The sequence below is a fragment of the Solimonas aquatica genome (assembly GCF_900111015.1).
Classification (GTDB): domain Bacteria; phylum Pseudomonadota; class Gammaproteobacteria; order Nevskiales; family Nevskiaceae; genus Solimonas; species Solimonas aquatica.
The window spans coordinates 399,560-421,127 of record NZ_FOFS01000001.1 but is presented as its reverse complement, the minus strand read 5'-3'; the positions used below and the strand labels follow the sequence as shown (position 1 = coordinate 421,127).

General features: G+C 67.6%; 20 protein-coding genes. 11 read left to right on the top strand and 9 right to left on the bottom strand.

The annotated features are described in order from the left end of the window. Window positions 1-109: 109 nt before the first annotated feature. The gene (locus tag BMY12_RS01865; protein WP_093281192.1) at window positions 110-1,039 is read right to left on the bottom strand and encodes a response regulator; all 930 of its coding nucleotides are present in this window, start codon (window positions 1,037-1,039) and stop codon (window positions 110-112) included. A 202-nt stretch (window positions 1,040-1,241) separates the two neighbouring features. Further along, window positions 1,242-1,697 carry a PA2169 family four-helix-bundle protein gene (locus BMY12_RS01860; protein ID WP_093281189.1) on the bottom strand — a complete coding sequence of 152 codons (456 nt, stop codon included), beginning with the start codon at window positions 1,695-1,697 and terminating at the stop codon, window positions 1,242-1,244. A 252-nt stretch (window positions 1,698-1,949) separates the two neighbouring features. On the opposite strand from BMY12_RS01860, the gene BMY12_RS01855 reads away from it, so the two are divergent. The 3 genes from BMY12_RS01855 to rpoN all read left to right on the top strand — a co-directional run bounded on the left by BMY12_RS01855 (window position 1,950) and on the right by rpoN (window position 5,116). Next, window positions 1,950-2,120: a DUF1328 domain-containing protein gene (locus tag BMY12_RS01855; RefSeq protein WP_093281187.1), complete on the top strand. Its 171-nt coding sequence runs from the start codon at window positions 1,950-1,952 to the stop codon at window positions 2,118-2,120. 79 nt (window positions 2,121-2,199) lie between these two features. Beyond that, the gene (locus tag BMY12_RS01850; RefSeq protein WP_093281184.1) at window positions 2,200-3,627 is read left to right on the top strand and encodes a sigma-54-dependent transcriptional regulator; all 1,428 of its coding nucleotides are present in this window, start codon (window positions 2,200-2,202) and stop codon (window positions 3,625-3,627) included. A gap of 127 nt (window positions 3,628-3,754) precedes the next feature. Further along, window positions 3,755-5,116, top strand: a complete 1,362-nt coding sequence (rpoN, locus tag BMY12_RS01845; protein ID WP_177188796.1) for an RNA polymerase factor sigma-54 — start codon at window positions 3,755-3,757, stop codon at window positions 5,114-5,116. Between the two features lie 95 nt (window positions 5,117-5,211). Here rpoN and clsB read toward each other — a convergent pair whose 3' ends face one another. Continuing rightward, on the bottom strand, window positions 5,212-6,423 hold the full coding sequence (gene clsB / locus BMY12_RS01840; protein ID WP_093281179.1) for a cardiolipin synthase ClsB: 1,212 nt from the start codon (window positions 6,421-6,423) through the stop codon (window positions 5,212-5,214). Then, a complete protein-coding gene (locus BMY12_RS01835; RefSeq protein ID WP_093281177.1) occupies window positions 6,420-7,235 on the bottom strand; it encodes an endonuclease/exonuclease/phosphatase family protein in 816 nt (271 codons plus the stop codon). The genes clsB and BMY12_RS01835 overlap by 4 nt, the downstream gene beginning before the upstream one ends. Before the next feature lie 89 nt (window positions 7,236-7,324). On the opposite strand from BMY12_RS01835, the gene BMY12_RS01830 reads away from it, so the two are divergent. The 4 genes from BMY12_RS01830 to treY are packed head-to-tail and all read left to right on the top strand — an operon-like array spanning window position 7,325 to window position 14,356. Next, window positions 7,325-8,320: a lysylphosphatidylglycerol synthase domain-containing protein gene (locus BMY12_RS01830; protein ID WP_143068807.1), complete on the top strand. Its 996-nt coding sequence runs from the start codon at window positions 7,325-7,327 to the stop codon at window positions 8,318-8,320. A gap of 50 nt (window positions 8,321-8,370) precedes the next feature. Next, window positions 8,371-9,690 (top strand): glucose-1-phosphate adenylyltransferase, encoded by a 1,320-nt coding sequence (glgC, locus tag BMY12_RS01825; protein WP_093281655.1) that lies wholly within the window; start codon window positions 8,371-8,373, stop codon window positions 9,688-9,690. Then, a complete protein-coding gene (gene treZ / locus BMY12_RS01820; protein ID WP_093281172.1) occupies window positions 9,687-11,447 on the top strand; it encodes a malto-oligosyltrehalose trehalohydrolase in 1,761 nt (586 codons plus the stop codon). The genes glgC and treZ overlap by 4 nt, the downstream gene beginning before the upstream one ends. Continuing rightward, window positions 11,444-14,356, top strand: coding sequence for a malto-oligosyltrehalose synthase (treY, locus tag BMY12_RS01815; RefSeq protein ID WP_093281169.1), 2,913 nt, complete (start codon window positions 11,444-11,446; stop codon window positions 14,354-14,356). The genes treZ and treY overlap by 4 nt, the downstream gene beginning before the upstream one ends. On the opposite strand, the gene BMY12_RS01810 is transcribed toward treY, so the two are convergent. After that, entirely contained in the window at window positions 14,274-14,765 is a 492-nt protein-coding gene (locus BMY12_RS01810; RefSeq protein WP_177188795.1) for a hypothetical protein, read from the bottom strand. The two genes, treY and BMY12_RS01810, sit on opposite strands and share 83 nt — an antisense overlap. A 198-nt stretch (window positions 14,766-14,963) precedes the next feature. Here BMY12_RS01810 and BMY12_RS20165 point away from each other — a divergent pair, with 198 nt between their 5' ends. Then, complete coding sequence (locus BMY12_RS20165) at window positions 14,964-15,488, top strand: hemerythrin domain-containing protein (protein ID WP_177188794.1); 525 nt, start codon at window positions 14,964-14,966, stop codon at window positions 15,486-15,488. A gap of 97 nt (window positions 15,489-15,585) precedes the next feature. Here BMY12_RS20165 and BMY12_RS20160 read toward each other — a convergent pair whose 3' ends face one another. Continuing rightward, window positions 15,586-16,842: a glycosyltransferase gene (locus BMY12_RS20160; RefSeq protein WP_177188793.1), complete on the bottom strand. Its 1,257-nt coding sequence runs from the start codon at window positions 16,840-16,842 to the stop codon at window positions 15,586-15,588. Between the two features lie 231 nt (window positions 16,843-17,073). Here BMY12_RS20160 and BMY12_RS20155 point away from each other — a divergent pair, with 231 nt between their 5' ends. The 3 genes from BMY12_RS20155 (at window position 17,074) to BMY12_RS01790 (ending at window position 20,387) form a co-directional block, all read left to right on the top strand. After that, window positions 17,074-17,529: a hypothetical protein gene (locus BMY12_RS20155; protein ID WP_177188792.1), complete on the top strand. Its 456-nt coding sequence runs from the start codon at window positions 17,074-17,076 to the stop codon at window positions 17,527-17,529. 186 nt (window positions 17,530-17,715) lie between these two features. Next, a complete protein-coding gene (locus tag BMY12_RS01795) occupies window positions 17,716-19,284 on the top strand; it encodes an ATP-binding protein (protein WP_093281159.1) in 1,569 nt (522 codons plus the stop codon). Between the two features lie 17 nt (window positions 19,285-19,301). Then, window positions 19,302-20,387: a hybrid sensor histidine kinase/response regulator gene (locus BMY12_RS01790; protein WP_093281157.1), complete on the top strand. Its 1,086-nt coding sequence runs from the start codon at window positions 19,302-19,304 to the stop codon at window positions 20,385-20,387. A 4-nt stretch (window positions 20,388-20,391) separates the two neighbouring features. On the opposite strand, the gene BMY12_RS01785 is transcribed toward BMY12_RS01790, so the two are convergent. The 3 genes from BMY12_RS01785 to BMY12_RS01775 form a co-directional block, all read right to left on the bottom strand. After that, on the bottom strand, window positions 20,392-20,727 hold the full coding sequence (locus BMY12_RS01785) for an ElaB/YgaM/YqjD family protein (protein ID WP_093281154.1): 336 nt from the start codon (window positions 20,725-20,727) through the stop codon (window positions 20,392-20,394). A 105-nt stretch (window positions 20,728-20,832) separates the two neighbouring features. After that, complete coding sequence (locus tag BMY12_RS01780) at window positions 20,833-21,171, bottom strand: hypothetical protein (RefSeq protein ID WP_093281150.1); 339 nt, start codon at window positions 21,169-21,171, stop codon at window positions 20,833-20,835. Next, the gene (locus BMY12_RS01775) at window positions 21,158-21,547 is read right to left on the bottom strand and encodes a phage holin family protein (RefSeq protein WP_093281147.1); all 390 of its coding nucleotides are present in this window, start codon (window positions 21,545-21,547) and stop codon (window positions 21,158-21,160) included. The genes BMY12_RS01780 and BMY12_RS01775 overlap by 14 nt, the downstream gene beginning before the upstream one ends. Between the last annotated feature and the right edge of the window lie 21 nt (window positions 21,548-21,568).

Sequence of the window (21,568 nt, the reverse complement as noted above, 5' to 3'; positions counted from 1 at the left end):
CGCGACGCGCAATGAACTCCGACGGTTTCGCGCCGGCGGCCTGCCGCGCTCCTGCCGTGCGCGATGCGGTGCCGCCCTTGCAGTTCGCGCTGCGCTCAGCACCGTCTCTTCAATGGTCGCCCGGTCTGCGCAGCAGCGACGCGGCCGCCGCCAGCAGCTCCTTGGGCGCCACCGGCTTGGCCAGGTGGATCTGGAATCCCGCCTGCAGGGCCTGCGTGCGCGCCTCGCCGCCGACATGACCGGTCAGCGCAATGGCGGCCAGACGCTCGCACAGCGGGCGCTGCTGCCGCGCCTCCAGTTCGCGTATCGCGCGCAGTACCTGATAGCCGTCTTCGTGCTCCCCTAAGGTGATGTCGCAGATCAGCAGTTGCGGCCATTGCGCCGGCGGGCGCTGGCCGAGCAGTCGCAGCGCCTGCTCGCCGCCGGCACAGGCTTCGGTCTGCGCGCCATAGCTGTCGAGCACCGCCTGCAGCATCTCGCGCGCTTCGCGCTGGTCGTCGATCACCAACACCCGCACCAGCTGCAGCGCGGCGCTCGGCGACGGCAGGGCCGCTGTGCGCGTGCCGGTGACGGCGCGCAGCGGGATGTCGATCTGGTAGCACGGGATCTGCTCCGGCTGCAGCTCGAAGTGACCGCGACTGGCTTCCACCACCGACTTCACCTGCAAGGTGTCCACCGGCTTGGCATTCAGACGGGGCAGGATGCTGAGGCTGTCGGTGACGGCGGCGGCACCGCTGATGCGGATGCGTGCGTGTGCATCGTGGCGTTGCAGGCTCAGCTCCAGACGGCCGCTCGGGGTGCAGGTGTCGGCGACCTGGGTCATCAGTTCCCAGAGCATCTGCTGCAAGGCGCAAGGATCGCCGGTAACGCGCCCGCTGTCGGCGTCCAGGGCGCTGTGCAGGCTGATGCCGCGCGCCTCCAGTTCGTCGCGCAGGCTGTCCACCAGACTCGCCAGCATTGCCGCGAGATTGATGGGCTGCATCGCACCGCCCAGGACCTGCAGCGGATATGCGGCTTCGGCAGGAGGAGGCTTGTTCAAGTGCCGTGCTCACGGCCGCGGCGATGAGCCGCAATCAGGCGCGTGGCGGCCAGACGCATGCGCGCCGGATCGACTTCGCTGATCAGGGCAATGCGCAACATGACAGGCGAAGCTCCCGAGGGTGCGCCGGCGTGGCGCGGCGGATTGATAGCAGGCGGGATACCTGCAAGCCGCCGCGCCGCGAAGCGGCGTACCCGTCCGTTCAGCCTTGTGCGCGATATTGATTGCGCAGCTGGCGGATACGGTCGTGATTGCTCAGCACGCCCTGATACTGGCGCTCGACCACGGTCTTGACCTTCTCGGGCAGCGATGCCTTCAGCGCGCGGCCATAGACGCCCTTGGCATAGTCCTCACCACGTTCCACTTCTTCCAGAACCGCGACGTTGCTGTCGCCCACCGCGCTTCGCGCCCAGACCCAGCCGCGATGCGCGGCGCCGAGCGCCGAGCCGGAGCTGTTGGTCTTGCCGCCCATCGACATGACCATGTTCTGCAACTCATTGGCCGCCTCCGCGCAGGATTCCGCGCGATCCTGGAACAACTGCTTGAGCTTGACGTCGTCGGCGCGCTGCGCCGCCTCCTGAAAGCCCTTCTTGCCATCCTCCGAGGTTTCGATCAGTTCTTGCAGCATGGTCACCGTCTTGGTTTCATCCTGGGACATGAGTCCTCCTTCAAGCTTGGCTTGGCATGTATGAAGCGGTTGCCGTGTCGGCAGCCGCGGGCCGGCATCGGGCCGGCGCGAAGGCGGGGATCAAGAAGCGTGCCGCCAGTCGGCAACGGTGACGTCGTTCTTTTTGCACGACGAAATCGTGCGTAAACCAGCAAGTAGTGCATTACGCATGAGAAAAACCGCAAAAACCCCAGGCATGAAAATTGGAAGCCTGCGCAGGTCATTTCGAGCAGGAGCAAATCCATGCTGCGCTATGCATTGCTTTTCTTCATCCTGGCGATCATCGCCGCCGCGCTGGGCTTCTCCGGCATTGCCGGCACCGCGGCCATGATTGCCAAGGTCCTGCTGCTGTTCTTCCTGCTCGCCCTGGCGGTGAGTGTGATTTTGCACTGGCGCAGCGGGCCGCCGGTATGATTCCATACGCGCTTCACACAGGCGGCCGCCGCAACATCATGGCCCTCGATAATCAGCCCCGCCGGGAAAGGCCCTTCCGATGACTGTCGACAAGGCCGCGGCAAAAATTCTGCTCGTTGACGACGACCCGGCGGTGCTGCGTACGTTCCGCCGCTGTCTGGAAGACGACGGTCACGAGGTGGTGGCGGTGCGCAGCGGCGCGGAAGCCGAAGCTGCCGTCAATCGTTCAATCTTCGATGTCTGCACCCTGGATCTTCGGCTCGACGGTGAATCCGGTCTGGATCTGTTCGCGCGCCTGCGCGAGCTGGCGCCGTGGCTTCGAGTGATCATGGTCACCGGCGTTTCCGAGATGGCCACGGCGGTGTCGGTGATCCGCGCCGGCGCGGCGGACTATCTGGTCAAGCCCTGTCAGCCCGACGAGTTGATTCACGCAGTGCGTCAGCAGATCCAGACGCGGCGCCTGGAGCAGCGCGTCGAGGCGCTGGAGAATGATCGCCTGGAGCGCAGTGACATCACGCTGCAGAGCGAAAGCCCCGTCGTGCGGGCCACCATGGATCTGGCGCAGCGTGTCGCCGCCACCGATGCCACGGTGCTGATTCTCGGCGAGAACGGCACCGGCAAGACCGGCCTGGCCAGACGCATCCATGAATGGAGTCCGCGCGCCAGTGCGGCGTTTGCCACGGTGAGCTGTCCTTCACTGTCCGCCGAGCTGCTGGCCAGCGAGTTGTTCGGACATGTGCGCGGCGCCTTCACCGGCGCCACCGACAACCGCCAGGGGCGCGTGCAGATTGCCGAGGGCGGCACGCTGTTCCTCGACGAGATCGGCGACATGCCGTCGGCGATGCAGCCCAAGCTGCTGCGCTTCCTGCAGGACCGCGAATACGAGCGTATCGGTGATCCGCACACGCGCACGGCCAATGTGCGCATGATCGCCGCCACCAATCGCGATCTGCCGGCGATGGTCAAGGAGGGCCTGTTCCGCGAGGATCTTTTCTACCGGCTCAATGTGGTGACGCTGACCCTGCCGGCCTTGCGCGAGCGGCATGAGGACATCGTGCCGGTCGCCGAGCATCTGCTGGTGAGCTTCGCGCATCGCTATGACCGGCCGGCACGACGCTTCAGCCGCGAGGCCGTGCAGCTGATGCTGGCGCATGGCTGGCCCGGCAATATGCGCGAGCTGCACAACGCGGTGGAGCGCGCGGTGATCGTCAGCGGCGGCGAGGTGATCGGCGTGGAGCATCTGCCCTTCGCACGCGCCGAACGCGTGGCGCCGGCGCAGGGACTGCGCGCCGGTGATCCGGTGAGTCTGGAAGAGCTGGAGCGCGCGCATATCGAACTGGTGGTGGCCGGCAGCAGTTCGCTGGAGGCTGCGGCGCGGCTGCTGAAAATCGACAGCTCCACGCTGTATCGCAAACGCAAACTCTATGAGCGCAGCGATGGTCAGCGCGCCGTGCAGGATGCCGGCGCTGCGGAGTCCTCCCAGCAGCCTACCCGGGACACGGCCTGAGGCCTTAGATGAAAGTCCTTGCAATCCAGTCACATGGCGGTGCGCCTCGCATGGCATAAGGTTTGCGCGCACTGCCTTCTTGCAAGTCATTTCTTGCAGCAGCCACAGCCAAGAGGAGGACGCCCTGATGTCCATGTCCCTGTCGCTTGCCGCCAGTCAGAAACTTTCCATTTCTCCACGCCTGCAGAAGGCAGTGCGCCTGCTCCAGCTTTCCACAATCGATTTCGAACAGGAGATGCACGACACCATCGCCGAGAATCCCTTTCTGGAGGAGCTCGAAGAGAACAGCGAGGAGCAGCTCGCGCAGGAAGACGGCGAAGCCGCGCTCGCCTATGGCGACAATCCCGCTTTCGAGAAGACCTATACGCCATCGGCCGGCACCAATGATCTGAGCTGGGCGCCCGAACATCTCCAGCTGCGCGATCTCTTGCGTCAGCAGCTTTCCGCTTCACGTCAGGATGCGCGCCTGAGTTTCATCGCTGGCGCGGTGATCGAGTGTCTGGACGAGGATGGCTATCTGCGCGATTCCGTTGCGCAGGTGCTGGCCGCGCTGCAGCTTCAGCCGGAGGCAGATGCCCAGGAGATCAAGCGTGCCATCGCCCTGGTGCAGAGCTTCGAGCCTACCGGTGTGGGCGCGCGCAGCCTGGGCGAATGCCTGCAGCTGCAGCTGCGCGCGCTGTCGGCCGATGATCCGGCGCACGATCTGGCGCTGCGCATCGTCGAGGGCCATCTCGATGCCATCGAGCGGCGCGACTTCGGCGGTCTGCAGCAGCGCGTCGGCTGCAATGAGGACGAGTTGCGTGCGGCCTTTGCGCTGCTGCGCCGGCTTGATCCGAGTCCGGGCGGGCAGATGCGCTCTGCCGCCAGCGACTACGTGGTGCCGGACGTGCTGGTGGTGAAACGCGGCGACGGATACCAGACCCTGCTCAATCCCGGCGTGCGCAATTGCGCAAGGCTCAACGAGCGCTACGTGGCGCTGTTCCGGCAGGTGCGGCGCAGCGAGCATCCTGAGATGACGCGGCAGCTGCAGGAGGCGCGCTGGTTCCTGCGCAATGTCGAGCAGCGCTTCGACACCATCCTGCGCGTCGCCGAGTTCATCGTGCTCAGGCAGAAGGCCTTCTTCGATCATGGCGACATGGCGCTGCGGCCGATGGTCCTGCGCGAGGTGGCCGAGGAGCTGGGCATCCATGAATCGACGGTATCGCGTGCCACCGGGCGCAAGTACATGGCCACGCCGCGGGGCTGCCTGGAGTTCAAGTTTTTCTTCTCCCGCGAGCTGCCGATGCGCCAGGGCCGGGGCTGTTCGGCCACGGCGGTGCGCGCGCTGATTCACGAGATCATCGATGCCGAAGGGCAGGGGCAGCCGCTGTCGGACGTGGAAATCGCCGCCCAGCTGCGCGCTGAAGGCATTGGCATCGCCCGTCGCACCGTCACCAAGTACCGCCGCATGCTCAAGCTGCCGGCGGCTGAGTTGCGGCGCTACGCCTGAAACCTGACTGGCCGCAGACAGCAGGACGGCTTGTGGCGCGCAGGCGCCTGACCTGCCCCGCGCGGGCGTCGAGGCCTTGCCCGATGAGCAGGCGCTCAGGGTGAGTCCGGGCCTGGCGCCTCCACCTCGGCGGCGACGCTGCGGCGGCGCAGGGTGGGCAGGCGCCGCGCCCAGGCCGGATAGCGGCGCACGAAGTGGAAGACCAGATAGCTGGCCAGCTGCCGCAGCAGGGTGCGCCTCGGCAATTGCGCCGGCAGCACCTTGCGGCATTCCTCACGGATCAGTCCCTGCAGACGCTCCCGCAGCAAGGCGTTGAAGCGCCGGTCCACGATCACCAGATTGGCTTCCAGATTCAGCGCCAGGCTGCTCGGGTCCAGATTGCTGGAGCCGATGGTCGACCAGTCTTCATCCACCACCGCCACCTTGCCGTGAAAGGCGCGCTCGCAGTATTCGTAGATCTGCACGCCGTGCGCCATCAGAAAACCGTAGAGCTGCGAGGCCGCCCAGCGCAGCAGCACCTGGTCCGGCATGCCCTGCAGAATCAGCACCACGCGCAGGCCGCGCTGTGCGGCCCGACGCAGTTCGCGCAACAGGCGATAACCCGGCAGAAAATAGGCATTGGCGATGCAGATCTCGCGTTGTGCACGGCGGATCGCCAGGCGGTAATCGACTTCGATGTCGTCGCGGTGATGCTCGTGATCGCGCCAGATCAGACGCACCGCGCCGTCCTGGGACTGCGTCTGCGGCGGGCCCTGGCGCCGGCGTCCCAGTCGCCATGGTGCTTGTCGTGGCAGCGCCAGATCGCGCCGCGTGGCCTCGATCAGCGCGCGGATGTGCGCAGCCGCCGGCCCATCGATGCGCAGACCATAGTCCTGCTTGCTGTCAGGGCCGGTGCGCAGATGATCCTCGGCGAAATTCAGCCCGCCGATGAAGGCGATGCCGGCGTCGATGGCCACCAGCTTGCGATGCAGGCGACCCAGGGCGTTGGTGCGCAGGCCCAGCAGGCGTGGCCGTGGGTCGTAGTAGCGGAACTCCACCCCGGCTGCCGTCAGCGACTGCACGAAGGCATCCGGCAGATCCGGCGAGCCATAGCCGTCCACCGTGATCACCACGCGCAGGCCGCGCTCGCCGGCGCGGCGCAGCACCTCGTGCAGGGCACGGCCGACCTCATCGTTGAAGAGAATGAAGGTCTCGATCAGCACCTCCTTGCGCGCGGCCTCGATCGCGGCGAACACCGCCGGAAAATACTCCTCGCCGTTTTCCAGAAGCTGCAGGCGATTGCCGCTGGTCCAGTCGCCGGGATTCATGGTGACAGCTCTGCGAGCAGAGCCACGTGGTCGGACAGATGCGACCAGGGGCTGTGACGCAGCACCTGCAGGGCGCGCGGCCGCAGCCCGCGCAGATAGATGCGATCCAGCCGCAGCAGCGGCCACAGCGCCGGGAAGCTGCGGGCGGCAAGGCCCTCGGTTTCGACGAACACCTCGCGCAGACCGCAGCGCTGCAGGCGCGCATGGGCCTGGCCTTGCCAGTCATTGAAGTCACCAGCGACCACCAGCGGCAAGCCGGCCGGCACGCGCAGACTCACCAGTTCACAGAGCAGTTCCAGCTGGCGGCGGCGCTGCGCCGCGCGCAGGCCCAGATGCACGCAGATCGCATGCAGCGGCACCGGCCATGCCGGAGGCTGCAGGACGCAGTGCAGCAGACCGCGCTTCTCATGACCCTGCTCGGAGATATCGTGGTTCTCGTGATGCAGGATCGGATACTTGGCCAGCAGCGCATTGCCATGATGACCTTGCGGATACACCGCATTGCGCCCGTACACGTAGGCCGGCCAGATCTGCTCGGCGAGAAACTCGTATTGCGGTCCGACGTTCTGGCGCCCCCCGCCGCGCTGCCGGTATTCGTAGGCGCCCAGCACTTCCTGCAGAAACACCAGATCCGCCGCGGTCTGACGCACTGCATCGCGCAGCTCCGGCAGCACGTGGCGCCGGCGCAGACCGCTGAAGCCCTTGTGCGTGTTGAGCGTGAGCACGGTGAACGCCGGCAGGGCGGTGCTGTCGGACGCGATCCGTCCGTCCACGAGCGTCTCAGCGGATGAGGCAGGCAAGCAGGGCGGCATCGCATCGGTCTCCGGTTGTCTGCACAGTGCGCAGCAACGCATGAATCGCGCCTGAGCCCTTACGGGAACGCCGCTTGCGCGAGCTGGGCATGCTCCCGTCTCCAAGCCAGAGTCTGCCGCCGGGCAGTTTCGCGAAGCTGGCCGCGCGTTTGCGCGGCCGCGACGGACGTCGTCTGCAGCTGCTGCTGGTGCTGGTGTTCTGGGCGGTGCTGATCGCCGTGCTGGCGCAAGGTATGCCGCAGCTCGATCTGCGGGCCATCCTGCAGGGGCTGCGCAGTCACGATGCGCGCGGCATCGCCCTGGTGCTGCTCTATACCGCGTCGAGCTACACCGCGGCCGGCTGCTACGACCTGCTGGCGCGCCGCCACGCCGGCAGCCGCCTGGGCGCCGCGCGCACGGTCGCGATCAATCTCGTGGCTTATGCAGCCTCGCTCAACATCGGCGCGGTACTGGGTGGCTGGGGCCTGCGCCTGAGGCTTTATACCCGTCATGGCCTGAAGCCGGCGCAGGTCGCGCAGATCATTGCACTGGCCATGCTGGCCAACTGGTCCGGCTTTCTGCTGCTGAGCGGCGGTCTGCTGCTGCTCGCGCCGGTCTGGGGCGGCGCGCAGACGCTGGCGCGTGTCGGCGGCGCGATGCTCCTGCTGCTCCTGCTGCTGTTGTTCCAGGGCGCAGGCCAACGCCGCCGCAGCCTGCGCCTGCTGCGGCATGGCCCGCAACTGCGCCTGCCCCGTTTCCCCGGACGGCGCGACGCCTTGCTTTTGGCAATGGCGGCGACCGCCAGCTGGCTGTGCATGGCCTGCGCCTTGCGCATCCTGCTGCCGGCCGATCTGCAGTTTGCAGAAGTGCTGAAGCTGCTGCTGATCAGCAGCATCGCCGCGCTGATTCTGCGGGTGCCGGGCGGCCTCGGCGTGATGGAGGGCAGCTTCGCGTATCTGCTCGCCGGTCGTTACGCGCCGGCCGGCATCATTGCCGCCGTACTGCTTTTCCGCGCGCTGTATCACCTGCTGCCCTTGCTGCTGGCGCTGCCGCTGTACCTGACACTGGAGTTGCAGTCCCGCCCGGCGCGCGGGCACGAATTCTGATCAGCGCATTGCGCGGCGCCAAAAGCCGGCGCCGGCATCAGGAGCAGCTCATGCAATACCGCTACGCCCCGGCCTTCGGCTTTCAGCGGCAGCTGATCGCGGCGCGGGAATCTCCATCTGCCGCTGATGAGCTTCCCAGCGAGCTGTCCGGGCGCGCGCTGTGCGGCGAGACCCTGGCACTGGTGATGGCAGGAGGGCGCGGCAAGCGCATCGAGCAACTCGCCGCGCGCCGCGCCAAGCCGGCGGTGCCTTTCGGCGGCAAGTTCCGCATCATCGATTTCACCCTGTCCAACTGCGTCAACAGCGGCATCCGCAAGGTGGGCGTGCTGATGCAGTACGAGGGTCATTCGCTGATCCGGCATCTGCAGCTGGGCTGGAATTTCTGTCATACCCAGTTCGGCGAGTTCGTGGCCATGCTGCCGGCCGAGCAGCGCGAGGGCGCGCCGGACTGGTATGTGGGGACCGCCGATGCGGTCTATCAGAATCTGGATTTCATCCGTCAGCAGCGTCCGCGCCATGTGCTGATTCTGGCCGGTGATCACGTCTACAAGATGGACTACGGGGCCATGATCGCGCATCACGTGCGCAGTGGCGCGCAGCTGACCGTGGGCTGCGTGGAAGTGCCGCGCGAGGAAGGGCGGCATTTCGGTGTGATGCAGATCGATGAGCGCGGGCGCGTGCGGGAATTCCGCGAGAAGCCGGAACAGCCGCTCGGTCTGCCGGGGCGGCCGCAGACCGCGCTGGCGAGCATGGGCATCTATGTCTTCGACACCGAATTTCTGCTGCGTCTGCTGCGCCACGACGCCGCCGACCCGCATTCCTCGCACGACTTCGGGCACGACGTGCTGCCCGCCGCGATTGCCAAGGCCAGGGTCTACGCCCATGCCCTGCGCGATCTGCACGATCCGCAGCGCCCCGGCTACTGGCGCGACGTCGGCCACGTCGATGCTTACTGGAAAGCCAATATCGAACTCACCGACGTGCAACCGCAGTTCAATCTCTACGACGAGAGCTGGCCGGTCTGGACGCATCAGGCGCAGGTGCCGCCGGCGAAGTTCGTGTTCGACTCCGACGGCTTGCGCGGCATGGCGGTGGATTCGCTGATCAGCGGCGGCTGCATCATCTCCGGCGCCAGCGTCAGGCGCTCGCTGCTGTTCGTCGGCGCCGTGGTGGAGAACGCCAGTCGCATCGAGGCATCGCTGCTGCTGCCGGGCGCGCGTGTCGGCCGTCACTGCCGCATCCGGCGTGCCATCATCGATGAGGGCGCGGTGATCGCGGACGGTACGGTGATCGGCGAGGACCTGGAGCGGGATCGCCGGCAATACCATGTCACCGAAAACGGCATCGTGCTGGTGGCGCCCGAACGGTGAGCCTGGCTTTTGCCCACGAGCTGCCCTTCGGTGCGCAGCCGCAGGCGCATGGACGCACGCGCTTCCGGCTGTGGGCACCGGCCGAGTCCGCTGTGGCACTGCAGCTGGAAGACGGACGCTGTCTGCCCCTGCGCGCGCAGCCGGGTGGCTGGTTCGAAGGCGAGTTCGATGACTGCGGACAGGGCACGGCTTATCGTTACCGCCTGTCCGACGGCACGCTGATCGCCGATCCGGCTGCGCGCGCCCAGCGTGACGATGTGCAGGGGCCGAGTCTGGTGGTGGAGCCGCTGCGCCATCTCTGGCGCAACGGTGGGTGGCGCGGCCGGCCCTGGTCGGAGACGGTGATCTACGAATTGCATGTCGGCGCCTGCGGCGGCTATGCCGGCGTGCTGGCGCAGCTGCCGCGCCTGGCGGCGCTGGGCATCACCGCCATCGAGCTGATGCCGCTGGCGCAGTGTCCCGGCGAGCGCAACTGGGGCTACGACGGCGTGCTGCTCTACGCGCCGATGCGCGCCTACGGCAGCAGCACCGAACTCAAGATTCTGATCGACACCGCACACGGCCTGGGCCTGATGGTGTTTCTCGATGTGGTCTACAACCACTTCGGCCCGCAGGGCAATGTGCTGCATCGCATCGCGCCCGCGTTCTTCCGCGAGGACCGCCGCACGCCTTGGGGCGCGGCCATCGATTACCGCCGCGAGGAGGTGCGCGAATTCATCGCCCACAACGCCCTCTACTGGCTGCACGAATACCGTTTCGATGGCTTGCGTCTGGACGCCGTGCATGCGATGGCCGATGACGGCTTTCTGCCGCAGCTGGCATCGCGCCTGCAGCGCAGTGTGCTGCCGCAGCGGCAGGTGCATCTGATGCTGGAGAACGAGCGCAACGATCTGGCGCTGCTGCGGCCCGTCGAGGCGCAGCGCGGGCATTATCAGGCGCAGTGGAGCGATGACGCGCACAATGCCCTGCACGTGCTGCTGACCGGCGAGCGGGAAGGCTACTACGCCGACTTCGCCGAGCAGCCCGCCGCACAGCTGGCGCGCTGCCTGTATGCCGGCTGCTGCCGGCCGCCGCAGCAGCAGGCGCTGCTGTCTGCGCAGGCCTTCGTGTTCTTTCTGCAGAATCACGATCAGGTCGGCAATCGCGCGCTGGGCGAACGGCTGCAGAGCCTGTGCGGCGAGGCGACACTGCATGCGGCCATCGCCCTGCAGCTGCTGACGCCGATGGTGCCGCTGCTGTTCATGGGCGAGGAATGGGGCAGCCGCCGGCGCTTTCTCTACTTCACGGACTACCAGGGCGAACTGGCGCAGGCGGTGCGCGACGGCCGCCGCCGCGAGTTCGCACGCTTCGCCGCGTTCAGCGATCCGCAGCAGCGCCAGCGCATTCCCGATCCCAATGCGCTGCGGACTTTTCTCGACAGCTGCCCGGATTTCGCGGCCTGCGAAGACGAGGATGGACGCTACTGGCAGGCTCTGTATGCGCGGCTCCTGCAGCTGCGTCGCGAACATCTGCTGCCGCGCCTGTCCTCCGTGCAGGCGCTCGATGCCCTGGCCTTCGGCGCGGCGGCGGTCTGTGCGCGCTGGTCGCTGGGCGAGGGCCGCGTGCTGCAGCTGGCGGCCAACTTCGACCAATATCCCGCGGCGCTGCCTGTGGCCTACGACTGCAGATCGGACAAGCTGCTCTATGACAGCGCGCCGGCCCTGGCGCAGCCGGTCGCGTTGCTGCCGGCTTTCTGCACACGGGCCTGGCTGCTATGACCGTGGAGCAGACGCCGCGCGCGACGCTGCGCCTGCAGCTGCACGGCGAGTTCGGCTTCGATGCGGCGCGCGAGCAGCTGCCGTATTTCGCGGCCTTGGGCATCAGCCATCTGTTCGTCTCGCCGATTCTCACCGCGCGCGCCGGCTCCCGGCATGGCTACGACGTGGTGGACCATGCTGCGGTGAATCCGGAGCTGGGCGGCGAGGCGGCGCTGCGCCGGCTGGTGGCGGCACTGCGCGAACGCGAGATGGGCCTGATCGTCGATGTGGTGCCCAATCACATGGCGGTGGGCGGTGCCGACAATGCGCGCTGGCTCGATGTGCTGGAGTGGGGACGCGACAGCGTCAACGGCGAATTCTTCGATATCGACTGGGAGGTCGAAGACCCGCTGCTGCGGCGCCGTGTGCTGCTCCCGCTGCTGGGCGCACAGTACGGCGAGGCGCTGCGCAGCGGCGAGATCGCGCTGCGCTACGACGCCGGGCAGGGCCGCTTCAGCGCCTGGTACGGCCCGCATCGCCTGCCGCTGGCGCCACGCAGCTATGCGCTGCTGCTGCGCGGTGGCGGTCCGGCGCTGAGCGCACTGGCGCCGCGCTTCGCGCAGGCACAGCGGCCCGGCAGCCTGGGCGCGCGACGCCAGGCGTTCGCCGCCGCCTGCGCCGGACTGCGTGAGTCCGGCGACGATGCTTCGATCAGCGCCTTGCTCGGCCAGTACGACGGCCGCGAGGGCGAAGGCGCGCTGCGCCTGCATCGTCTGCTGGAAGCGCAGCACTACCGTCTGGCCTGGTGGCGCACGGCGGCCGACGAGATCAATTACCGGCGCTTCTTCGACATCAACGAACTGGCCGGGCTGCGCATGGATCAGCCGGCGGTGTTCGAGAGCGTGCACGCCTGCATCTTCAGGCTCTACGCCGAAGGACTGCTCGACGGGCTGCGCATCGATCATGTCGACGGTCTGGCCGATCCACGCGGCTACTGCCGGCGCCTGCGCGCGCGCCTGCGGCAGCTGGCGACGCAGCGTCCTGACCATGCACCGCGCGGACCGGCGTATCTGGTGGTGGAGAAGATTCTTGCGCCTGGCGAAAAGCTGGCGCGCGACTGGCAGCTCGACGGCAGCTCCGGCTACAGCTTCATGAACGAGGTCGGCGCGTTCTCGCACGATGGTGGCGGCGAACCGGCATTGGCCTGGCTGTGGAGCGAGCGCGGCGGGCTGGTGGACTTCGCGGCCGAAGAGCGGCGCGCGCGGCGCGCGGTGGCGCAGGATCTGTTTGCCGGCGATTTCAATGCCTGCGCCCGCGCCCTGCATCGCACGGCGCGGGCGCGCCTGGAAACGCGCGACTGGACCCTGGCCGCGGTGCGCCGTGTGCTGCTGGAGATGCTGGTGCATTTTCCGGTCTACCGCACTTACACCGATATCCGTGGTCGCAGCGCTGCCGATGTCGCGATCATGGCGCAGGTGCTTGCCGCCGCGACGCAGGGCGTGCGCCCCGCCGAGCGCGAGCTGCTGGCACGCATCGATGCCTGGCTGCTCGGCGAGAAGCTGCCGGCACAAGGACCCCAGCGGCGGTTGCGGCTGCGCGCGCTGGCGCGCTTCCAGCAGCTCACCTCGCCGGTCGCGGCCAAGGCCGTGGAGGACACCGCCTTCTACCGTCACGGCCGCTTGCTGTCGCGCAACGAGGTGGGCTCGCATCCGGATCGCTTTGCGATGTCCGGCGCAGAGTTTCATATGGCCTGCAGCGAGCGCCTGCAACGCTATCCGCAGACGCTGCTGGCCACGGCCACGCACGATCACAAGCGCGGCGAGGATCTGCGCATGCGTCTGGCCGCGCTCAGCGAAATGAGCGAAACCTGGGCGCAGGCGGTCAGCGCCTGGGATCAGCACACGCAGTCTCTGGGCACGCCGCCCGATGCCGGTGAGCGCTACATGCTGTTTCAGATGCTGGTCGGCGCCTGGCCGGCGACGCTGCGTCACGACGATGCGCCGGGCGTGGCGCTGCTCTGCGAGCGGCTCGGCGCCTGGCAGCGCAAGGCCCTGCGCGAAGCCAGGCGCCACAGCAGCTGGAGCGCACCGGATGAGGGCTACGAGCAGGCCTGCGACCGCTTTCTGCAGGCGCTGCTGGACCTACAGCGCAGCGCGACATTCCTGCAGTCCCTGCAGGACTTCGTGGCGATGCTGGCGCCGGTTGCCGCGGTGAAAAGCCTGACGCAGACGCTGCTGCGCTGCACGGTGCCGGGCGTGCCGGATCTGTATCAGGGCACGGAACTCTGGGATCTGAGTCTGGTGGATCCGGACAACCGGCGCGATGTGGACTTTGCGCTGCGGGCGCAGCTGCTGGCGGACGCAGGCGGAGATGAGCGCCTGTTCGGCGACTGGTGCCGCGGAGCACTCAAGCAAGCGCTGATTCAGCGCTGTCTGCAGCTGCGCCGGCGGCTGCCGGCCCTGTTTGCGCACGGCGATTACCGGCCGCTGCCGCTCACGGGCCTGCAGGCACAGCGGGTGCTGGCGTTTGCGCGCGTGTATGGATCGCAGGTGTTGCTGGTGCTGGTGCCGCAACTGCCGGCGGCCTTGATGCCGCAAGCCAGCGCGCCACGCATCGTGCCCGCCGCCTGGGGCGATACCGCCTTGCACCTGAGCGGCGTGCTGCGGCGGCGACGCTGGCATGATGCGCTGAGCGGACGCGAAAGGCGTTTCGAATCGCGCGTCTTTCTGCGCGAGCTGCTGGACCGCTGGCCCATGGCCTTGCTCAGCAGCGACGATCCGCAGGCCGGCGCCGCAGCAACCCGGGCCCCGCCAGGCCACTCCGCGACGGGCAGGGCCTCAGCCGCCATCACTCATGCGCAAGCAGCAGCTGCTCCGACTGCTGCAGCAAGTGCTGCCGGCGTTGCAGCAAGGCCTGCTGCGCCGCTGTGAACGGCAAGGCTTCGTGGCGGCTCGCGGCCACCGGCGGCTCGGGCGGCGCTGCGTGCAGGCGGGCCTGCACATCCAGCCATTGCCGCAGCTGGGTGATCACGGCCAGATACAGGGGATTTTCCGGCTCGCATGTTTCCAGCTCCTCGACCAGCAGACGCAGATGCTCGCCCGCGGCGTGGCTCAGGCCGCTGCCTAACAGGCTGCGCTCGATACGCGGCAGCAACGCCAGCAGCTGCAGGGCCAGCGGCAAAGCCTGCAGAGACTGTGCATCGCCGCTGACGGCGTCCAGCGCGCGATGCAGCAAGGCGTCGAGCAGACGACGCTCACGCTGCTGTTCGTGGCGGTCATCAAGCCAGAGTGCGGCGACGACGATAGTGTCCTCGCCGCCGGCAAGGCTCGGGAGTTTCATTGCGGTGCCGCCGGTTCCCATGGCTGCAGGCGCGTGAAGCGCGCCAGATGGTCTTTCGTCGTGGAGAAGCTTGAAGTGTGGTGCATGAGGTCGCTTCTGCACGGCGCGTGCCCACGCCGCCGCGCGCCGGGCACAGCGCTTGCGGCGATGGCGGCGACCGCACATCGGACGGTCGCCTCTCACCTCAGGAGCCGGATCATGGCCAGCAAGCAACACCCGCAGTCAGCCCGCCATCCGCAGGTCATCAGCCTGCTGCGCGAAGACCATCGTGAAGTCGAGCGCCTGTTCGAACGCTATTGGCAGGCCCATCAGGAATCGGAAAAGGACGAACTGGCCGCGCAACTGAGCAAGGCGCTCAGCGCGCACACGCGGCTGGAGGAGGAGATTTTTTACCCGGAAGTGGCGCTTGCCATCGACGAGCCCTTGCTGGTGGATGAGGCCCGCGTCGAACACAAGCTGGCCAAGATGCTGCTGGCCGAGATCGAGGCCGGCGAGCCGCGCGATCCGCACGTGCAGGTGCTCTGCGAGGTGGTGAACCATCACATCCGGGAAGAGGAAAACGAGCTGTTTCCCAAGGTGGAAGCGGCGCCCATCGACTTCGACGAGCTGTACCGGCGCATGCTGCAGCGCAAGGAAGAACTGATGCTGAGTCTGGATCTGCTGCCGCTGCGGCCGGATCAGGATGCCGGCAAGCGCGCGCATGGACGCCGGCACCAGGCTTGAAACGCCGGCATCGTGATCGCGCCGGACCTCGACGCCCTGCGCAGGTGCCTGCGCAGGGCGCCGCCTTTGGCGACGCCGATGCCGGACTCGATGTCGTCTACGAGCTGAGCTCGGCGGCGCGGCGACGGCTGCGCGGCTGCGCGGTCTCGCGCCCGCGCAACACCTGTTCGTAGAGGCCGGCCAGGCGCGCGCCGAGTACGCGCCAGGCGTGCTCGCCGTAAGCCTTGCGTCGCGCCGCCTCCGCCATGCTCACGCGCAGCGCCGGATGTTCGGCCAGCCATTTCAGGCGTCGCGCCAGCTTGTAGGGGTCGTGTTCGTCTAGGCGATAGCCGTTGACGCCCTTGACGATCAGATTGTGCGCGCCGCCACGCGTGGAACCGATCACCGGCAGACCGCAGGCCAGCGCGCCCAGCACATCGAGGCTGCGGGCGTCTTCGCAGGGCAGGGCGACATAGACATCGGCACCGTGATAGTAGTAACGCACGGCCCGGCGCCGCAGTCCGCCGCCGAACTGCACGGCGTCTTCCACGCCGAAGGCGCGCGCCATCGCGCGCAGACGCCGCTGCACCGGAGCGGTGTCATCGCTGCCGGCGTCGCTGTGGCTGTACACCTGCAGGCGCGCCTGCGGCAGGCCCTCGCGATGCAGTTCGGCGAGTGCGCGCAGCAGCAACTCCAGGCCTTCATGCGGCGCATAGGGGCAGAAGTGCAGGATCGTGTAAGCATCGGCCTGCCAGCGCAGGCGCGCGCGTGCCACGCCGACGTCGATGTTGCGGAAGTCCTGAGGATCGAAGCCCGGCGGCAGCACTTCGATCTTGCGCAGCGTCGCCGGATGCGTGGCGGCGAGGGTGGCCAGCTCGTCACCGTTGCTGACCAGGATGCGCTCGGCGCGGGTCAGCACCGAGGCCGGGGTGCGCAGCAGACGCAGCCAGCGCTCCGCACCCGGTGCGACGGCGGTCTGTACGCTGAGCAGCATCGGCAATCCCGACTCGGCCACCACGCTGGCCGCCAGACCCGCAGGCAGCGATGCCGCGTGGATCAGCGCGTGTTGCGGCATGGCATGGCGCATGTGCGAGCGCACCGCCGCGCCGAATTCGCGCATCAGCGAGGGCAGCCGGCGCGGATCAACCGGGTGTACGCCGCCGCAGGGCAGGGCGTATTCACAGACTCCCGGCGCCCACTGTCGCTGTGCAAGCTCCTGTCCGGCACGCTGGGGCGTGTACAGATCGACCTGATAGCCGCGCCGGCCCAGCTGCAGCGCCAGTTGCAGCAGCTGCGCGCCGGAGTCGCAGGTGTCGATGGCCGCCTGCTGCACGCAGCGCAGCGAGTGCTCGGTGATCAGCGCGATCCGTCTCATCGTCTTGTCTTGCGCCCGACCAAGGCGCCTCGTTGGAAGTTCTGCAGGCGAGGGAGCAGGTCGCGTGCCCGGCGCAGGCCCGGGCCTGCTTGAGCGCGGCGCGCAGCAACTGCGGGGCGAGGGTCTGCACCAGATCAGCGTCGCAGCGCTGCCGGCTGCGACGGGGAACAGCAATTGCTGATTCCGCTGCCACTGGCGCCCTCCGGGCGTCGCCCTCTGCGAGGTGCCGTGATGAGCAAACTGACCAGACAAGCCGATGCCAACAAGAGTCTGGAAGCCGGCATGTTCTATCCCACCGGCTACATCGTCGCCGGCTTTGCCGACAGACAGACACGCGACCGTGCGCAACAGGCGCTGATCCGCCAGGGCTTCGGTGAAGCGCAGCTGACCGCCGTGACCGCACAGGACATGCGCGAGCAGGCTGCGAGCAATCTGCAGGCCCCTTCGGTTTTTGCCTCGATGGGGTCCAGCCTGCCGGCGCGGCAGAAGCAGCTGGAACTGGCCGAGGCCGGCTGCGATTTTCTGCTGATCGAAGCGCCCGAACGCGAACAGGAGCAGCGGGCGGTATGGGCCCTGTCGCAGGTGCCGATCCGCTATGCGATCAAATACCGTCGCCTCATCATCGAGAATCTGCTGCCCGAGATTCCCTCCGCTACCGATGATGCACAGCCGGCACGTGTGCCTTGATCGAGGTGCAGGCTGCGCCATTGCAAGCTGCACGATGAACTTGTGAACATCCCGCCTCGATTTTCGAGGTTTGCTTCACGCCGATGCCGCTGCTAAGTTCGGGTTTTCTGAACGAGGCGGATCTGCGGCAGGCAAAGAGGCAAGCGCGCTCCCACCGCACAGCCTCACATCCCATCGGTGATTCCCATGTCGGCCTGGTCTGTCAGCTCGATGTTTCTGCTGTTGCTGTGCCTGCTTGCGGTCTGGCGCTGGCAGCAGGAGCGCCGTGCGCAGGGCCAGCTGCGGCATGATCTGGAGCGGGCAAGGCTGGAACTGGCAATCAAGAGCCGGATGATCGCGCACGTCAATCATGAAATCCGCACGCCCATGAATGCCATATTCGGCTACAGCGGCCTTTTGCATGATCGCCTGCAGGACCCGATGAACTGCCGGTACATCGATGCCATCAACACCAGTGCGCGCTCCTTGCTGCGGGTGATCAACGATCTGCTGGAGTTCTCGCGGCTGGAGGCCGGCAAGATCGAGGTGCACGCCACGCCCACCCATCTGCGCGAACAGCTGGACGCGGTGGTGGCGCTGTTTCTGCAGCGTGCGGTGAGCCGGGAGATCGTGCTGAGCGTGGACCTGGACGAGGCGACGCCCGAGATGCTGATGCTCGACGCCGACCGTCTGCGGCAGATGCTGATCAATCTGGTCGACAACGCGATCAAGCATACCGAGCACGGCCGCGTTGCGATCGTGGTGCGGGCGCTGCCTTCCGAACGTGCCGGCTGCGTGAGCTGCCTGCTCGATGTGGACGACAGCGGCACCGGCATCGCGCAGGAGGACCGCGACCAGATTTTCGAGCCCTTCGCCCAGGGCGGCAGGAGAACAGGCCTGGACGCCAGCGGCACCGGACTGGGCCTGAGCATCAGCCGGCAGCTGGCACATTCGCTGGGCTGGCAGCTGAGCCTGCTGGACAAGTCCACGGCCGGGGCGCGCTTTCGCATCGAAATGCGCGATGTGCCGATTGCCTCGCAGCTGGAGCCCTCGCACGAGGACGACCGCCGCCTGCAGGACCTGCCGACGCTGCGCGTGCTGACGGTGGACGATATCGCGCTCAACCGCCAGGTGCTGGTCTCGATGTTCACCGACACCGGGCACCAGGTGCGGGTCGCCAGTGGCGGGCGCGAGGCGTTGGATCTGGCAATCAAGGAGCGCCCTGACGTGATGCTGATCGACGTGCGCATGCCGGACATCGATGGCATCACCCTGGCGCGGCTGCTGCGTGGCAACGAGCACACGCGACGCATCATCCTGGTCGGCATCACTGCCGCGCGCCTGGCCGCCGACGATCCGGATCGCGCCCTGTTCGACGGCTTCATCTTCAAGCCGTTTCACGCCGGCATCCTGGCACGTGAGCTGTCGCGGCTGATTCCGCGCGAGCCGTCGGCCGGTCATGCGCATGCCGCCGAGGCCGGCCTGCATCGCCCCTCGCTGCGCGCCCTGTGCAACGAGCTGGAAGTGCTGCTCACCGAGGTCTGGCCGGGCGTGCGCGACGCGCTGATGATTCATGAGGTGCGCGATCTGTCCCTGCGTCTGGCGCGTCTGGGCGAACGCCATCACTACCAGCGCCTGAATCAGTATGCGCGGCGCCTGGCGGTGGCCGCCGCCAATTTCGACGTGGTGCAGATCGAATTCCTGTTGGCGAAATTCCCAGGTGAGGTGATGGAGATCAAACGCGCCGACGCCGCCGAAGCGGAGACGCTCCCGTGATCACCAGCAGTTCAAAAATGCCGCTCGTGCTGATCGTCGACGACGAAAACTTCAATCTGCAGCTGATCGGCGAAGTGCTGGACCGCTCCGGTTATCAGGTGATGCCGGCCCGCAGCGGCCGGCAGGCGGTGGCACGCGCGCAGCTGCGCCGGCCCGATGTGGTGCTGCTGGATCTGTCGATGCCGGAGATGGACGGCATGGAGACCTGCCGGCGGCTGCGCGCGCTGCCGGGCTTGTCCGATCTGCCGGTGCTGTTCGTCACCGCCGTCAACGACCGGGCCTCGCTGATCTCGGCCTTCGCCGCCGGCGCGGTCGACTACATCACCAAGCCGTTCATGGTTGAAGAGCTGCTGGCGCGGATCAAGACCCATGTCGAGCTCAAGCTGGCGCGTGACCGGCTCAGGGGCATGGTGCGTGACCGCGAAGACGTCATCGATATCGTGGCCCACGATCTGAAAAATCCGCTGACCTGCGTGCTGTTCGCAGCCCATTCGCTGGCCCGCGCGGCGCTGGACTCGCGCGAGGCCGACAACGTCAGCGAAATTCTCGGGTGCACCGAAGAGGCATTGCAGTACATCCAGCGCTTTCTGGCGCGCGGCGCAGCGCAGGAGCGCCTACGCCAGTTCGGCTATGAGATGTTCAGCCTGCGCGGCATGGCCATCGAGGCGGCGCGGCTGATGCGCGCGGCGGCGGAGGCCGCCGGCGTGACCATCCGGGTGCACGGCGAGGCCACCGCCTGGGGCGATCCGCGGGTGGCCCGCAACGTGATTCTCAATCTGCTGTCCAACGCCTTGCGTCACTCGCCCTCGGGGGAGGAGGTGACCATCGTCACCGGCGCCTCCTCCCGCTCCGGCTTCTCGCAGTGCGCGGTGATGGACCGTGGTCCGGGCGTGGCCCCCGAGTTCGAGTCCAAGCTGTTCCAGCGCGGCGTCGAGAAGAGCGTCGATCCGCAGCAGTCCACGTCGCGCTATACCAGCGGCATCGGCCTGGCCATCGCCCGCCACGACGTCACGCAGATGGGCGGCCATCTGCGCTATGAGCCGCGTGCGGACGGCGGCAGCATTTTCCAGTTCGACCTGCCGCAGCACGCACCGCTTGCCTGAGTTGTCAGCCTGCCGCGCGACGCGAGCCGTAGTTCGCGGTGCAGGCCGCGCCGAGCAGCACGCCCAGGGCCACGCCGCCCAGTGCGAAACGCCAGGGCCGTTCGTGCGCATACTGGTCGGTGGCGGCGGCCACCTGCTTGGCCTTCTCGCGTGCGCGGCCGTGGCGCTGCTCCAGATACTGGCGTGTCTGCTGCAGACTTTCCTGCAGCTTCTCGCGGGTCTGCTGCACCTCTTCGCCGGACAGCGAGGTGGCGGCCTTGAGCAGCTCCTCGGCGTGTGTGGCCAGCGAGCGCAGATCGTCGAGCAGCGAGTGCTGACTGTTGTTGGCACTGTTGAACATGGTTTGATCCTCTTTTGAACATGGGTGCGACGTCGGTGCCGCAGGGAGCAGCAGGCTTCATGCCCATGCGCGCTGATGGCGCCCGCGACATCCATCACGCCTGGCTTACGGACCTGCGGCAGGCGGCGGCAGCACGGGCGCCGTGCGTTTCGCCTGCAGCAGACGATACAGGCGCCAGAGATCGAGCGCCCCCGAGAGCAGCCACAGCCCGCGATAGCGTCGCTGCTGCAGCTGGTGCAGCAGCAGCACCGCGAGCAGCGCGGCGCCGATTTCAGGCAGTAGACGTGGCAGCAGGCGCACCGCCTGCAGATTCGCCCGCAGTGGCTGGCGCAGGCCACGGGCGGCTGCACGAAAGGCCGCGCGTCGTTCGTGGAGCAGACGGCGCAGGCGCAGTTGCTCGGCATGCCAGGTGGCATCGGCGGCGGCCATTTCAGCCCAGCTCATCGTCGAGCGGCTTGAGCAGCCGGTCGAATTCGCGGAAAGCTGCCGCCAGCGGACGCGACGGACGGGCGCGGCGCAGACGGCGCAGCGCCTGCCAGGCCAGCAGCGAGGCGACGACGGCCGACAGCAGCAAGCCCAGCAGGACCGGCAGCCGCCAGCGTGTGTTCCAGGACAGCGCGATGAGCAGCGCAGCGCCCAGCTGCAGGGTGGTGAGCACCGCAAGCGAAAGCAGCAGGGCGCGGTACAGCATCGAGCCCAGACGTTCGCGTTCGGCGTTGAACTCGACTTCCAGTAGTTCCGCGCGTACCCGCGCGTAGTCGAGAGCAGTGCGCAGTAGCCGCTGCATGCGCGCCTGGATCAGCAGCTGGGTGTCGAGCATGGCAGACGTACCGTGCCATGG